The sequence below is a fragment of the Janthinobacterium sp. SUN206 genome, from assembly GCF_030587305.1.
GTDB lineage: Bacteria > Pseudomonadota > Gammaproteobacteria > Burkholderiales > Burkholderiaceae_D > Janthinobacterium > Janthinobacterium kumbetense.
On the sequence record NZ_JAPWIB010000001.1, the window covers coordinates 2023836 to 2037727 of the forward strand.

Here is a 13892-nt window from a genome sequence, read left to right on the forward strand (position 1 = left end):
CCCGCTGGAAACCATGCGATAAATTAGCTGTTCAACTGCGGCGCAGAATGCGCCGGTGCAAGCAACCTGAAACCGACCCTGACACCATGATAAAAAAAATGACATTGGCAGTGCTCTTGACCGCCCTGATTCCCTTCTACGCATGCAAGGCGCAAACCACGGCGGCAGCGACACCCGCTTCCGCGGAAGTCACCACCACCCTGACACCCGATATTGGCGGCATCAAGCAAGTGGTGGAAATCAAGACGGACGACGCGAACAAGCCCGTGCTGCTGTTTTTATCCGGCGGCCCGGGAAGCTCCATGATCAAGGGGGCGGATGCCTTTACGAATCTCCTGAAAAGCAGATTTACGATTGTGCAATGGGACCAGCGGGATGCCGGAAAAACCTTGAAACTGAATCCCTCCCCCACGCAGCCGTCCGTCGGGCAGATGGAGCAGGACACGTATCAAGTCATCCAATTTCTGCGCAAGGAGTTAAAGCAGGACAAAATATACTTGCTGGGCAGTTCCTGGGGCAACGTCCTGGGCTTTGATATCGTCAAGCGTCACCCGGAACTGCTGCATGCCTATTTCGCGTCGAATCCTGTCGTGAGCCAGCTGGAAAGCGAGAAAGAATTGCTGCAAGCCTTGAAAGTGCACTTCAAGGACAATGCCGTCGCCAGCCAGGAGCTGAACAGCATCAGTTTTCCGTTTGCGAGTGACGAAAGCATGTTTTATTTACGGAAATGGCTTTTTTACAAGGATGGCAAGGCATTTGCGACGAGCGAAGGTTTCAAGACGGGTTTTCTGCAATGGTCAAAGACCTGGTCGCCCGTCTGGAACGAGGTCATGAACATTGATTTGCCCAAGACCTTGAAGAGTGTTGACTGCCCCGTGTATTTCTTCGTCGGCAAAAACGATATCCAGACCTCGACCAGGATCACGCAAGCGTATTTCGACACCTTGAAGGCGCCAAGGAAGGGCTTGTTTTTCTTCGAGCATTCCGGGCATCAGATACACCAGGATGAACCGGTACAATTTCAAGAAGCCATCATCAAGACCTTGGATGCGACTGCCAAGCCCTGATCCGACGCCCCATGGCATGGGGCCCTTTTCGGGGGCCGACAGGCTGGCCGGCACACTGCCGGCCTAGTCGCCGGCAATGCTCGCCGCAGCCTTGCGGATCAGCGACGCCACCGCGTGGGCTTGCGAAATGTAAATGGCATGGCTGCCGGCAACTTCGACCACCGTCGAGCCCGCCCGTTCCGACATCTGGCGCTGCATCGCCGGTGCAATCATCTGGTCCCCGGTTGCGACCAGATACCAGCTGGGCTTGCTCCTCCACGCTGGCGCGCTGACCACGCCCGTCAAGGCAGCCATCCCCCAGGGCACTTGCGATGCCGCCATGAAGTTGGCCTTGTGCCTGGGCACATCGGCGGCGAAGGCGGCCGCAAACTTTTTCTGGTCGAGCAGCAGGAAGCCATCGTGCGGCGGCAAGATCGGCGGCACCGGCGCGCCAGGCGGGGCATTCTTCAGCAAGGAATCGACAGACTCCCCTTGATCGGGCACAAACGCCGCGATGTAGACCAATGCTTTGACCCTGGGATCGTTCCCCGCTTGCGTGACCACGGCGCCCCCATACGAATGACCGACCAGGACCACGGGACCAGGCACTGCGGCGATGACCCGGCCCGTCGCGGCCACGTCGTCCGCCAGCGATAGCGTTGGGTTTTGCACAACGGCAACGTGACAGCCTTCGTCACGCAGTACCCGGTAAACGCCTTCCCAGCCGGACCCGTCGACAAAACCACCATGCACGAGCACGATCGTTGCCGGTCCGGCGCGCGCGATGTCATCCATGTCAGCCCCTCCCGGAAATTGCAAGCGATGACAGAGCCGCCAACGCCTTGTCTCTTCCAGCATAGCGCCAGATGCCTGGTGGTCCATGCGGTGGATCAAGAGCAGGCGACACGGGCGTCTGCGCCGACCCTGAAACGCAAAAAGCCCAACCGGTGAAGGCTGGGCTTTCTGCTACTGCGTGTTCTGGCTCCCCGACCTGGACTCGAACCAGGGACCTGCGGATTAACAGTCCGTCGCTCTACCAACTGAGCTATCAGGGAAAAGAGGCCGCATTCTATAGGGGAAATTTTACGATGTCCAGATTTCCCCGAGAAAAATGTACATTTCCCGGCTGCGCCTTGCCCGTCGGTCAGCCGGGATGCTCTTGCGGGTAGTAGTCAAAGACCAGCACCCGGCCCAGCCATGGCTTGAGCTGCTCGACAAAGGCCAGGTGGGCCGCATGGGTCAGGTACCCGTCGCGCGCGGCGGCGTCATCGAAGGTCAGGGTAAAGCAATCGGTAAAGCCGTCATCGAGGCCTTCCGGGCTGACGTTCGGCCCCCATTCGAATTGCCGCACGCCGGGAATGCGGTGTTTCAGCTGGGAAAACTCATAAACGAGCTCGGCGTGCTTGGCAGACGTGATGCCGTCGAGGAAGTCGCACAGGACGATGTGGCGCAAGGCGGAGGTACAAGTCATGGGAAGGTGCTCCTGAAGTGATGCATTCAGGATAGCGCAAAACGCGATCACGCACAGGCAAGCCCCGCTGGCGGCGGTGGAAAACAAAAAAGGCCATGTTTTTCAACATGGCCTTCCGAATTCTGGCTCCCCGACCTGGACTCGAACCAGGGACCTGCGGATTAACAGTCCGTCGCTCTACCAACTGAGCTATCAGGGAAAAGAGGCCGTATTATATAGGCCAAACTTGGCGCTGTCCAGATTTCCATAGGGAAAATCTTATCTTGCCCCAAGCTGCGCACCGGCGGCGCAAAAACAAAAAAGGCCACGTTTTTCAACGTGGCCTTCCGAATTCTGGCTCCCCGACCTGGACTCGAACCAGGGACCTGCGGATTAACAGTCCGTCGCTCTACCAACTGAGCTATCAGGGAAAAGAGGCAATATTATATGTCGCTTGTTCCATATTTGCAAGACTGATACCGCATCTTCACAAACACGGCCATCGCCGACTTTCTACCGCCATCAGCGCCGCACTTGCATGCAGCGCCGAAGAAGCAAGATCTTAAAGCACTTTGGCGATCGCGTCAATAACGATGTCGATATTGCGCGAATTCAATGCTGCCACGCAGATACGGCCCGTGTCGACGGCGTAGATCGACTGCTCGCGCAGCGACGCCACCTGCTCCTTGGTGAGACCGGAGTACGAGAACATGCCGATTTGCTGGCGCACGAATTCGAAGTCGTGGCCTGGCGCCTTGGCTTTCAGCTTTTCCACGAAGGCATTGCGCATTTCGCGGATACGCACGCGCATGCCGGCCAGTTCCTCTTCCCACAGCTGGCGCAGTTCCGGCGTGGCCAGAACGGTGGCGACCACCTTGCCGCCGTGTACTGGCGGGTTCGAGTAGTTGGTGCGCACGACGCGCTTCAGCTGCGACAGCAGGCGTGCCGCTTCGTCGGCGCTGGCGGCGACGACGCTCAGGGCGCCCACGCGCTCGCCGTACAGCGAGAACGATTTCGAGAACGAGTTCGATACCAGCAGCGGGCCGCCCGCGTCGGCGAAGCGGCGCACCACGGCGCCGTCTTCGGCGATGCCGTTGGCGAAGCCTTGATAGGCCATGTCCAGGAACGGCACCAGGCCGCGCGAGGTCACCACGCTGATGATCTGATCCCACTGGGCCACGCTCAGGTCGGCGCCGGTCGGGTTGTGGCAGCAGGCGTGCAGCACGACGATGGAACCGGCTGGCATGGCGTTCAGGCTGGCCAGCATGCCGTCGAAGTTCACGCCATGGGTGGCGGCATCGTAATACGTGTAGTTATTCACGACGAAACCGGCGTTCTCGAACAGCGCGCGGTGGTTTTCCCAGCTCGGGTCGCTGATGTAGACCTGGGCACCCGGCGCGAAGCGCTGCAGGAAGTCGGCACCGATCTTCAACGCGCCCGTGCCGCCGATGGCTTGCACGGTCACGGCGCGGCGCTCTTGAATTACGGCGCTATCGGCGCCAAATACGAGTTCTTGCACAGCCTTGTCGTAGGCGGCGAGGCCTTCGATCGGCAGATAGGTGCGTGGGGCGGCCTGTTCGATCAGGATGGCTTCTGCCTTGCGTACGCAAGCTAACAGAGGCACTTTGCCGTTGTCGTCATAATAGACGCCGACGCCCAGATTGATTTTGGCGGGATTCTGGTCCGCGTTAAATGCTTCGGTGATGCCCAGGATCGGGTCGCGTGGGGCCATCTCGATGGCGCTAAACAGACTGGCAGAAACAGTTGGGTTCGTCATGATAAGATTGGATTCGATTGGAAGCAGGTTCACAGCGGAGTTGTAGACAGCGCCCCAAAATACAACGCCAGGGCCGCCAGCAGAGCACTATTCTAACAAAGGTCTGATTCACATGCCCGAATTATCTACCGCCAGCGAGGCGGAAAGCGCAATTATCTCTTTCCCGGACTCCCCCTTCAAGCTGCACCAGCCCTTCCCTCCGGCCGGCGATCAGCCCACGGCGATCGCCCAGTTATCCGAGGGGATTGCCGACGGACTGGCCTTCCAGACGCTGCTGGGCGTGACCGGTTCCGGCAAGACCTACACCATGGCCAACGTCATCGCGCGCATGGGCCGGCCCGCCATCGTCTTCGCGCCGAACAAGACGCTGGCGGCGCAGCTGTACAGCGAGTTCCGCGACTTTTTCCCGCAGAACGCGGTCGAATACTTCGTCAGCTACTACGATTACTACCAGCCCGAAGCCTACGTGCCGCAGCGCGACCTGTTCATCGAGAAGGATTCGTCGATCAACGAACATATCGAGCAGATGCGGCTGTCGTGCACCAAGTCGCTGATGGAGCGGCGCGACGTCATCATCGTCGCCACCGTCTCGGCCATCTACGGTATCGGCAATCCGAACGAATACCACCAGATGATATTGACCTTGCGCGTCAAGGACAGGGTCGCCCAGCGCGACGTCATCGCGCGCCTGATCCAGATGCAGTACACGCGCAACGAAGTCGATTTCGGCCGCGGCACCTTCCGCGTGCGCGGCGACACCATCGACATCTTCCCAGCCGAGCATGCGGAGCTGGCCGTGCGCCTGGAAATGTTCGACGACGAGATCGAATCGATCCAGCTGTTCGACCCGCTGACGGGCAGAGTGCGGCAAAAGATCCCCCGCTTCACCGTGTATCCGGGTTCGCACTACGTGACGCCCCGCTCCACCGTGCTGCGCGCCGTGGAAACCATCAAGGACGAGCTGCGCGAGCGCCTCGAATTTTTCCGCAAGGAAAATAAACTGATCGAGGAGCAGCGGCTGGAACAGCGCACGCGCTTCGACCTGGAAATGATGGCGGAAATCGGTTTTACGAAGGGCATCGAGAACTATTCGCGCCATTTGAGCGGCGCGCTGCCGGGCGAACCGCCGCCCACCCTGGTCGATTATCTGCCGCCCGATGCCTTGATGTTCCTCGACGAGTCGCACGTGCTGACGGGCCAGCTGAGCGCCATGTACAACGGCGACCGCTCGCGCAAGACCAACCTGGTCGACTACGGCTTCCGCCTGCCGTCCGCGCTGGACAACCGGCCCTTGAAATTCGAGGAATTCGAACAAAAGATGCGCCAGACCGTGTTCGTCTCGGCCACCCCGGCCGAATACGAAAAGACGCATTCCGACCAGGTGGTCGAGCAGGTGGTGCGTCCGACCGGCCTGGTCGACCCGCAGATCATCGTGCGCCCCGCCAGCAGCCAGGTGGACGACCTGATGTCGGAAATCGTCGAGCGCATCAAGAAGGACGAGCGCGTGCTGGTGACGACCCTCACCAAGCGCATGTCGGAGCAGTTGACGGAATACCTGGGCGACCATGGCATCAAGGTGCGCTACCTGCACAGCGACATCGAGACGGTGGAACGCGTGGAAATCCTGCGCGACCTGCGCCTGGGCACCTTCGACGTGCTGGTGGGGATCAACCTGCTGCGCGAAGGCCTGGACTTGCCGGAGGTGTCGCTGGTGGCCATCCTCGACGCGGACAAGGAAGGCTTCCTGCGCTCCGAGCGCAGCCTGATCCAGACCATCGGCCGCGCCGCGCGCAACCTGAACGGCACGGCGATTTTGTATGGCGACCGCATCACGGACTCCATGCGCCGCGCCATCGATGAAACGGAGCGCCGCCGCGCCAAGCAGATCGCCTTCAATACGGCCAACAACATCATCCCGATCGGCGTGAAGAAATCGATCCGCGAAATGATCGACGGCGTCTACAGCCCGCAGGAAGCGCGCGAAACCCTGCAGGTGGCGCAGGAAGCGGCGAAGTTCGAAGCCATGAGCGAAAAACAGGTCAGCAAGGAAATCAAGCGCCTGGAAAAACTGATGGTCGACCACGCCAAGAACCTGGAGTTCGAAAAGGCGGCGCAGGTGCGCGACCAGCTGCACATCCTCAAGCAGCAACTGTTCGGCGCACCGGGCACCGACAACGTGGCGTCGATCCTGGGCAAGTAAATGTCACGCCAGGCATGGGGGCTGGCCGGTCGCGCATGCCATTGCGTCATGCCGCAATAGCGCCCCGCCTCGCTCCTTCAGGGATAACTGGGCCGGAGCATGTGGAACAGGCTGTCCGGTCCGATTTCGAAATAATCGGCCGGACCGCCGCCGCGCAATATCGGCGCGGCGGCGGCCGTGTCGTACACGCCATCGGTCAGCAGGTGGCGCGCGATATGCACGCCCACCACTTCCCCCAGCACCAGCCAGCTGCCGACACCGTCCCCGTTCGCGCCCTGCAGTTCGATGATCTGCGTGCGCCGGCATTCGAAGGACACGGGGCTTTCGGCCACGCGCGGCACGTTGACGAGGCGCGAGGCGGCCGGCGTCAGGCCGGCCAGCGCGAATTCGTCGACTTCGGGCGGCGCCGGCGCGCAGCTGGCATTCATGGCCTCGGCCAGCGGACGCGTCGCCAGGTTCCACACGAATTCGCCCGTTTGTTCGATATTGCGCAAGGTATCCTTGCGGCCGATGCTGGAAAATCCGATCAGCGGCGGATGGTAATTGAAGGCGTTGAAAAAGCTGTACGGCGCCAGATTCAGCACGCCCTCGCCGCTGCGCGAGGCGATCCAGCCGATGGGCCGCGGCCCCACGATGGCGTTGAACGGGTCATGCGGCAAGCCATGGCCCTGTACGGGTTCATAAAAGTGAATGGGGTCAAGCACGCGCGCTCCTGCAGTCAAAGGAAGTCAAGACGCCCGGGATGGAACGCCTGGAACGACAGCTTACTGGAATTGCCGCCACCGCGTTGCCAGCCCGCCGGCGCCAAGTGCGTTCGCGCACGCAGCACGACAATTGTATGGCGCGCCGCAGCACGCCTCGCTTATGATGGGGCAACTCAACCCTGATCATAGCGCCACCGCCCATGCCTACCCTCACGCTGCACCAGAAAGTGTTCTTGCTCCTCCTGAGCGTCGTCACCATCGGCTTCGGCTGGATACTGGCGCCCTATGCGGGCGCCATCTTCTGGGGCGTCGTCCTGGCGATCCTGTTCGCGCCCGTGTACCGCTGGCTGCTGCGAAAAACCAGGGGCCGCGCCGGCGTGGCGTCGCTGCTCACCTTGCTGTTGATCATCGTCATCGTGATCCTGCCGCTGTCGCTCATTTCCGTGTCGCTGGTGAACCAGGCGGCCAGCGTCGTGGAAATGGTACGTTCGGGGGAAATCACGGTCGCCATGTTCTTCGATAAGATCATGGCGGTGCTGCCGCAATGGCTGATCAACTTGCTCGACCGCTTCAACCTGACCAGCCTGGCCAGCCTGCAGGACAAGCTGGCCGAGGGCGCCACGCAGGTGAGCCAGGTGGTGGCGGTGAAAGCCATCAATGTGGGCCTGTACACCTTCGAATTCCTCACCAGCCTGTGCATCATGCTGTACCTGCTGTTTTTCCTGATGCGCGATGGCTCGGCCCTGTCGGCCCGCATCAAGGGTGCCGTGCCGCTGAGCCGCAAATACAAGCAACGCCTGTTCACCAATTTCACCACGGTGATCCGCGCCACGGTGAAGGGCAACATCCTCGTGGCGATTGCTCAGGGCGCCCTCGGCGGTCTGGCATTCTGGTTCCTCGACGTGCCCGCGCCCCTGCTGTGGGCCGTGCTGATGGCCTTCCTGTCGCTGCTGCCGGCCGTCGGCGCCGCCCTCGTCTGGGCGCCCGTGGCCGTCTACTTCCTGGCCACGGGCGCCATCTGGCAAGGCGCGGGCCTGGCCGCCTTCGGCGTCTTCGTCATCGGCCTGGTCGACAACGTGCTGCGCCCCGTTTTGGTGGGCAAGGACACCAAGATGCCCGACTACGTGGTGCTGCTGTCGACCGTGGGCGGCATGGCCCTGTTCGGCCTGAACGGCTTTGTCATCGGCCCCGTGGTGGCGGCCCTGTTCATCGCCTCGTGGGATCTGTTCGTCTCGGCCAGCGAATTCCAGGCCGAGGATTGAAGCGTGGCAATCGGGAGCGTCAGCACCCCATCCTGCAAAAATAATGGCGACGGAAGCCGGCTTGCCGGCGGCGCCACTTGCGCTTCCTGAAACAGGCCGGAACAGCCTGGCGGCAGAGTGCCCGCCAGCGCTGACCAGGCTCGGCAACTATCCACATGAGACCGCATTTCCCATCATTTACCATGATGCAACAGTGTGTATTTAGCAACAGATGCGAAAATATAGTTTTTGACGCAGCAGGTGCCGCGGCGTAGTGTCGGTCGTCCCGACAACCACGTAATGAGGAGCCTCCCATGGCAAATCCACTGTGCTTAATGATGCCGGCGCTGCCAGGCACCAATCCGACCGCCATCGCCGCAACATTGCTGGAATACCAACCGAAGATCAATGCCGCCCTTACCACTATCGGTACCGTGCACTTTGCCCGCTTTACCCTGCTTGACCGCTCCCAGCCCAACCTGCTGCCCAACATTCAATCGGCGGGCACTTCCGATAGCCTGGTCATCGGCGTGATCACCGAGTATGACGGCAACTTCAACGACTACATCGAAGATTTCGTGGGCCAACTGGGCGAGGTATTCGACGCGCTGCTGCAATTTGTCGTGGGCGGCAAGGCGCTGATTCCCGTTGCCAACCATGTGGCTGCATTTGAAGCCTTCATCACGGCCAACGACGCCGCGCAGCACGTGCCCAATAACGGCCTGTACAGCGCCTATCCGCAGACCGTCCAGAAAATCATCGCCGCATTCCGAACCTGAGCCGAAAGCCACGCCGGGGCTGCGCAAGCGGCCCCACCACCCTGCCAGCCACCACCCCAGCCCCCGGAGACAGCATGGCCGATTCCACCATCGATTACGACGACGTGCAAGGCACGATCCTGCGCGGCTACCGCGTCAACCTGGCGCGCCATTTCATCTTCAGCATCACGGATGCGGCGCAGGCACGGCGCACCATCGCGGCCCTGCTCGACGGCAGCGACGGCTTGCCATCCATTACCACCGCGCGGCACATCCACCCCAAACCACCCTGCTTCCTGAATCTCAGCTTTACCGCTCCCGGCCTGTCGGCGCTGGGCGTTGCCGCGACCGACCTCGCCACCTTTGACCAGGCATTTCAACGGGGCGCGGCCGATCCGGCCAGCGTCACTGCCGTGGGCGACGTGGGCGACAGCGCCCCCGAGCACTGGCTCGGCAACCTGGGGCCGGCTACCCAGCATGGCCAGGTGCATGCGCTGCTGAGCCTATGGGTCAGCGAATCGACGGAAGTGCTGCAGGCGACCTCGGCCACACTACGCCGCGCCTTTGCCGCCGGCTGGCGCGAACTGTATGCGCACGACGGCGTGGCCCTGCCAGACAACCGCGTGCATTTCGGCTACCGCGACAGCATCGCCCAGCCCGACGTCGATGGCGCCCCGCAGCGCAAGCGCGAGCACGACCCTGACCCGCTCAACAGCGTCAAGACGGGGGAATTCCTGCTCGGCTATCCGAATGAAAACGGCGGCACCTACCAGGTGCAGCCGCCGCAACTGTCCACCAATGGAAGTTATGCCGCCTTCCGCATCTTGGAGCAGGACGTGCCGCTGTTCGACAGCATCCTGAGCCAAGGCGCGGCCAGTTCCGGGCTCACGACCGAAATGGTGGCCGCCAAGATGTGCGGGCGCTGGCGCAACGGCAATCCGCTCGTGCTCAGGCCGGACGAGGCCGGCCCCGTGCTGCCGGACGCCAGCCTGAACCGCTTTCACTATGTCGATGCGCAGCCGGACCTCGATGACACGCTGGGCCTGAAATGCCCGATCGGCGCGCATATCCGGCGCAACAATCCGCGCGACGAAGCCGTCGTGGGCGCCCCCTCCCGCCACCACCGCATCGTGCGGCGCGCCATGCCCTACGGCAGCGAATACGATCCGGCAGCACCCATCGCGGAGCAGCGCGGCCTGGTCGGCTATTTCATCAATGCCAGCCTGCGCAATCAGTTTGAATTCCTGATGAAGCAATGGAACAATGACGATGCCTTCGTCAAATCGGCCGTCGGCCCGGCCGGTCCCGAGGCGGGCGATGCCACGTTCAACATCAGCGGCCAGGACGTGTTCCTGGGCATCAACGACCCGGACGACAGTTCCTTCACCTTGCCCGGCGTGGGCGCCAAGGGAAGCGGCAATACCGAACTGCAGCATTTCTCGCGCAGCGTCATCACGCGGGGCGGCGTGTATTGCTTCTTCCCCAGCATCACGGGATTGCGCTACCTGGCGAACCTCGGCTAGGCGGGCGCGCCACGCGGGCAAGCGGGAATGGCGCGTACCGCTTGCATTGATCCTGTCATTGCACTATCGTTGGCACACGCGCGTGTTGCCAACCTTTCACAATGACAGGAGTTCCCACCGTGTCGCTAATCCTCTACGGCCATCCCTTTTCCTCGTACACGCAGAAGGTACTCATCGCGCTGTACGAGAACGCCATCCCGTTCGCCTTCCGCTGCCTGGCGCAGGAGATGCCGGAAAACCTGCAGCAATGGCTCGAGCGCTGGCCACTGCGCAAGTTTCCGCTGCTGGTAGACGGCGAGCGCAACGTCGCCGAGACCAGCATTATCATCGAATACCTGCAACTGGCCCATCCGGGCCCGCTGCGCCTGCTGCCGGACGACCCGATGCAGGCGCTGGACGTGCGTTTTCTCGACCGCTACTTCGACCTGCACGTCATGACACCCGTGCAGCATGCCGTCGGCGCCGCCCTGACTGGCGACCCGGCAAAGACCCGCGAAGGCCGCGCGTTTGCCGGCGAAAAGCTGGACCTGGCCTACGCCTGGCTGGAACAGCACCTGGACGGCAGGACGTGGGCCGCCGGCGACCGCTTCAGCCTGGCCGACTGCGCCGCCGCCCCCGCGCTGTTCTATGCGGACTGGACGCAGCCGATTTCCGCAACGCTGCCCCTGCTGCGCGCCTACCGCGCGCGCCTGCTGGCCCGTCCTTCGTTCGCCCGCGCGGTGGAGGAGGCACGTCCGTACCGCCACCTCTTCCCCCTGGGCGCGCCGCAGCGCGACTGACCCCGTTCAGGCAAACACGGGGCGGAAAAAACTGCGCTCGTAGCTGACGATGCAGCGCGTCTCTTCCGCATAGCGGAAGGCGGCCTGGCATTCGGCGTCCTGCATCGAGTCGCTGCGGTATTGCTCGTACAGGGCCAGGCTGGGGAACGAGAACATGGCCAGCGCCACGTTGCTGGCGCCTTCGGACGGCAAAAAATAGCCGTGGTGCTGGCCGCCGAAGCGTTCGACGAGCGGTATCCACAGCTTGCCGTAGGCTTCGAATTCCCGCAATTTATACGGGTCGATGATGTAACGCAGGTAACAGGTAATCATGCGGTTTCCTTGTGAAGATTCAGATCCGTCAGCATGCCGGACTCCCAGGAGCCGATGGCGCCCAATGGCGTGCCAGGCAAGAAGTCCAGTGCGCAGGGATAGGCAATGGCGTGTTCGGCAAGCACGCCGAGTCCCGGCCAGGCGTAGAACAGCAGCTTGCCCTTGCCGATGCGGCCCAGCGCACCGCCGTCGGGCAGCCAGCGCAAGGCGTCGCCCGTGCCGCCGCCCGCCTCCACGGCCACCGTGGCCAGCCGGCGGCCATCGTCCAGCGCATGCACGGACAGACACTCTTGAGCGTCAGCGTAATGCAGCACTGCCAGGAGCGTGCCATCGGGCGACGGCGCGCACGACGCCAGCTTCGGCAGCGACAGCACCACGCGGCCGGCGCCCGCCTGCAGCGGCCAGTCCCACACGCTGCAATAGTCGGGCGGCTGCACTTGCCCCTCTTCCACCGATTTGACGCCATGCAGGAGCAGCAAACGCCGGCCGCCATCGATAGCCCACATGCCGCGCAGCATCTCGCCCGGGTGCGCCTGCATGAAGAGCACCTCGCCCGTTTGCGCGTCGCGCACCCGCAGGCGGCCATCCCAGCCGCCGTCGGCAAGATACTGCCCGCAAGGCGACCACGCGGGACCGCAGCCTTCGCCCTCCTTCTTGTTCTGTAAGTTCAGCAGCAACTGGCCAGCGAGGGCATCCACCACAACCATCTGGCCCGTCGTACTCTTGATGGCCAGCCGGCTGCCGTCGGGCGAAAAGGCCATGTCCGACATGTGCGCGATGAATTTGCCGCGCCACAGCTTCTGGCGCGCCGCCACGTCCCACAGGACCAGGTCGCGTCCCAGCACAGCCAGGCGCGTGCCTTCGGGCGAAAAGCGCACGCCGTAGCTGCAGCCCAGCTTCAGGGGCTTCGGCCTTGCCGTCATGGGCGCACCAGCCGGTACACGACGCTATCGAGGTCGTAATGGCGCTCCATGCCCACGTACTGCATGCCCAGGCGCGTCATGACCTTGATCGAGGCGGCATTGTCCGGGTGGGCCACGGCCACCACTTCGGGCGCGCCGACGACGTCGAAGGCATGCGCGACGATGGCGTTGGCCGCCTCGCTGGCGTAGCCCTTGCCCCAGCCGGCCCGCGCCAGGCGCCAGCCGATTTCGTGCGGCTGCGCCTTGTCGCCGCCGATATGCTGCAGGCAGGCCAGCCCTACCAGCACCTCATCTTCGGTGCGGATCAAGGCCCACCACGAATAGCCCCACTCGACCCAGCGCCCCATGATGCGGGCAACGGCGGCACGTGTATGTTCCTCCGTCTCTGGCTGGCCCGCATTGAGGTAAGTCATCACTTCGGTATCCGAGTTCATGGCGTGCATGGCGTCGTAATGCTTCTCGGTGACGGGTTCGAGGCGCAGGCGCGCCGTGTGCAAGATGGTCATGGCATTTCCTTGGACGAAAAAAAAGACGATACACGATCGTCTTTTTTTAGCAAGAGTGCACGCAAAATTACTTGCCTGCTTCGCCCTTCTTGATCCACGCCGCCAGCTGGTGCGGGCGCAGGCCGTCGTAGTCTTCGAACGGCTGGTGGATCCACGGATTGTGCGGCAGTTCGTCCAGGAAGTAGTCGGGACGCACGACGGAGCAGCCTTTCAGCCAGATCACGGCCGATTTGACTTCGGTCACGTCAGGGAAGTTTTCCTTCAGGTGACGCGTGACTTTGTCCAGGGTGACGCCGGAATCGGCCAGGTCGTCGACCAGCAGGATGCGGCCAGCCAGCGGGCCCTTGGTCATGGTCATGTACTTGGCGATATCGAGGTCGCCGCGCACCGTGCCCGCGTCTTCGCGGTAGGAGCTGGTCGACAGGATGGCCAGTGGCAAATCAAAAATGCGCGAGAACACGTCGCCGGGACGCACGCCGCCGCGCGCCAGGCACAATACCTGGTCAAATTTCCAGCCCGATTCGTAGACCTTGAGCGCCAGGCGCTCGATCAGGCGGTGGTATTCTTCCCAGTTGACCCAGAGATGTTGATCGTTCGATTGTGGGGTAGTCATGATAGTGGAATCTTATTATTAGCGTGATTAAAAAAATCCGCCTTGCGGCGGATTGTGTCC

At 62.3% G+C, this 13892-nt stretch carries 14 protein-coding genes and 3 tRNA genes; 6 read left to right on the top strand and 11 right to left on the bottom strand.

What is annotated here, in order from left to right; genetic code table 11:
• The first annotated feature begins 47 nt into the window (after positions 1-47).
• The gene (locus O3300_RS09155; protein ID WP_257218906.1) at positions 48-1067 is read left to right on the top strand and encodes an alpha/beta fold hydrolase; all 1020 of its coding nucleotides are present in this window, start codon (positions 48-50) and stop codon (positions 1065-1067) included.
• A gap of 63 nt (positions 1068-1130) precedes the next feature.
• Here the strand turns inward: O3300_RS09155 and O3300_RS09160 are convergent, their stop codons facing one another.
• The 6 genes from O3300_RS09160 to O3300_RS09185 all read right to left on the bottom strand — a co-directional run bounded on the left by O3300_RS09160 (position 1131) and on the right by O3300_RS09185 (position 4273).
• Positions 1131-1841: an alpha/beta hydrolase gene (locus O3300_RS09160; protein WP_305052759.1), complete on the bottom strand. Its 711-nt coding sequence runs from the start codon at positions 1839-1841 to the stop codon at positions 1131-1133.
• A gap of 184 nt (positions 1842-2025) precedes the next feature.
• Positions 2026-2101, bottom strand: a tRNA-Asn gene (locus tag O3300_RS09165).
• 89 nt (positions 2102-2190) lie between these two features.
• Complete coding sequence (locus O3300_RS09170; RefSeq protein WP_289898498.1) at positions 2191-2517, bottom strand: Dabb family protein; 327 nt, start codon at positions 2515-2517, stop codon at positions 2191-2193.
• Positions 2518-2640: 123 nt separating this feature from the next.
• A tRNA-Asn gene (locus O3300_RS09175) sits at positions 2641-2716 on the bottom strand.
• A 135-nt stretch (positions 2717-2851) separates the two neighbouring features.
• Positions 2852-2927, bottom strand: a tRNA-Asn gene (locus O3300_RS09180).
• A 131-nt stretch (positions 2928-3058) separates the two neighbouring features.
• The gene (locus tag O3300_RS09185) at positions 3059-4273 is read right to left on the bottom strand and encodes an amino acid aminotransferase (protein WP_180278725.1); all 1215 of its coding nucleotides are present in this window, start codon (positions 4271-4273) and stop codon (positions 3059-3061) included.
• A 112-nt stretch (positions 4274-4385) separates the two neighbouring features.
• On the opposite strand from O3300_RS09185, the gene uvrB reads away from it, so the two are divergent.
• Positions 4386-6473, top strand: a complete 2088-nt coding sequence (uvrB, locus tag O3300_RS09190; RefSeq protein WP_099667101.1) for an excinuclease ABC subunit UvrB — start codon at positions 4386-4388, stop codon at positions 6471-6473.
• A 77-nt stretch (positions 6474-6550) separates the two neighbouring features.
• Here the strand turns inward: uvrB and O3300_RS09195 are convergent, their stop codons facing one another.
• Positions 6551-7177, bottom strand: coding sequence for a flavin reductase family protein (locus O3300_RS09195; protein ID WP_305052760.1), 627 nt, complete (start codon positions 7175-7177; stop codon positions 6551-6553).
• Positions 7178-7377: 200 nt separating this feature from the next.
• Here O3300_RS09195 and O3300_RS09200 point away from each other — a divergent pair, with 200 nt between their 5' ends.
• From O3300_RS09200 to O3300_RS09215, 4 genes are all read left to right on the top strand, one after another.
• On the top strand, positions 7378-8439 hold the full coding sequence (locus O3300_RS09200; RefSeq protein WP_099667099.1) for an AI-2E family transporter: 1062 nt from the start codon (positions 7378-7380) through the stop codon (positions 8437-8439).
• Positions 8440-8732: 293 nt separating this feature from the next.
• Positions 8733-9197: a hypothetical protein gene (locus O3300_RS09205; protein ID WP_289916498.1), complete on the top strand. Its 465-nt coding sequence runs from the start codon at positions 8733-8735 to the stop codon at positions 9195-9197.
• A gap of 74 nt (positions 9198-9271) precedes the next feature.
• Positions 9272-10699 carry a hypothetical protein gene (locus O3300_RS09210; RefSeq protein ID WP_305052761.1) on the top strand — a complete coding sequence of 476 codons (1428 nt, stop codon included), beginning with the start codon at positions 9272-9274 and terminating at the stop codon, positions 10697-10699.
• A 119-nt stretch (positions 10700-10818) separates the two neighbouring features.
• Complete coding sequence (locus O3300_RS09215) at positions 10819-11478, top strand: glutathione S-transferase family protein (RefSeq protein WP_305052762.1); 660 nt, start codon at positions 10819-10821, stop codon at positions 11476-11478.
• Between the two features lie 6 nt (positions 11479-11484).
• On the opposite strand, the gene O3300_RS09220 is transcribed toward O3300_RS09215, so the two are convergent.
• The 4 genes from O3300_RS09220 to O3300_RS09235 form a co-directional block, all read right to left on the bottom strand.
• Positions 11485-11790 (bottom strand): NIPSNAP family protein, encoded by a 306-nt coding sequence (locus O3300_RS09220; RefSeq protein WP_034752016.1) that lies wholly within the window; start codon positions 11788-11790, stop codon positions 11485-11487.
• Positions 11787-12713 carry a WD40 repeat domain-containing protein gene (locus O3300_RS09225; RefSeq protein ID WP_305052763.1) on the bottom strand — a complete coding sequence of 309 codons (927 nt, stop codon included), beginning with the start codon at positions 12711-12713 and terminating at the stop codon, positions 11787-11789. Before O3300_RS09225 ends, O3300_RS09220 begins: the two co-directional genes overlap by 4 nt.
• Complete coding sequence (locus O3300_RS09230) at positions 12710-13219, bottom strand: GNAT family N-acetyltransferase (RefSeq protein WP_099667094.1); 510 nt, start codon at positions 13217-13219, stop codon at positions 12710-12712. Before O3300_RS09230 ends, O3300_RS09225 begins: the two co-directional genes overlap by 4 nt.
• 67 nt (positions 13220-13286) lie before the next feature.
• A complete protein-coding gene (locus tag O3300_RS09235; RefSeq protein WP_034752020.1) occupies positions 13287-13832 on the bottom strand; it encodes a phosphoribosyltransferase in 546 nt (181 codons plus the stop codon).
• Positions 13833-13892 lie beyond the last annotated feature (60 nt).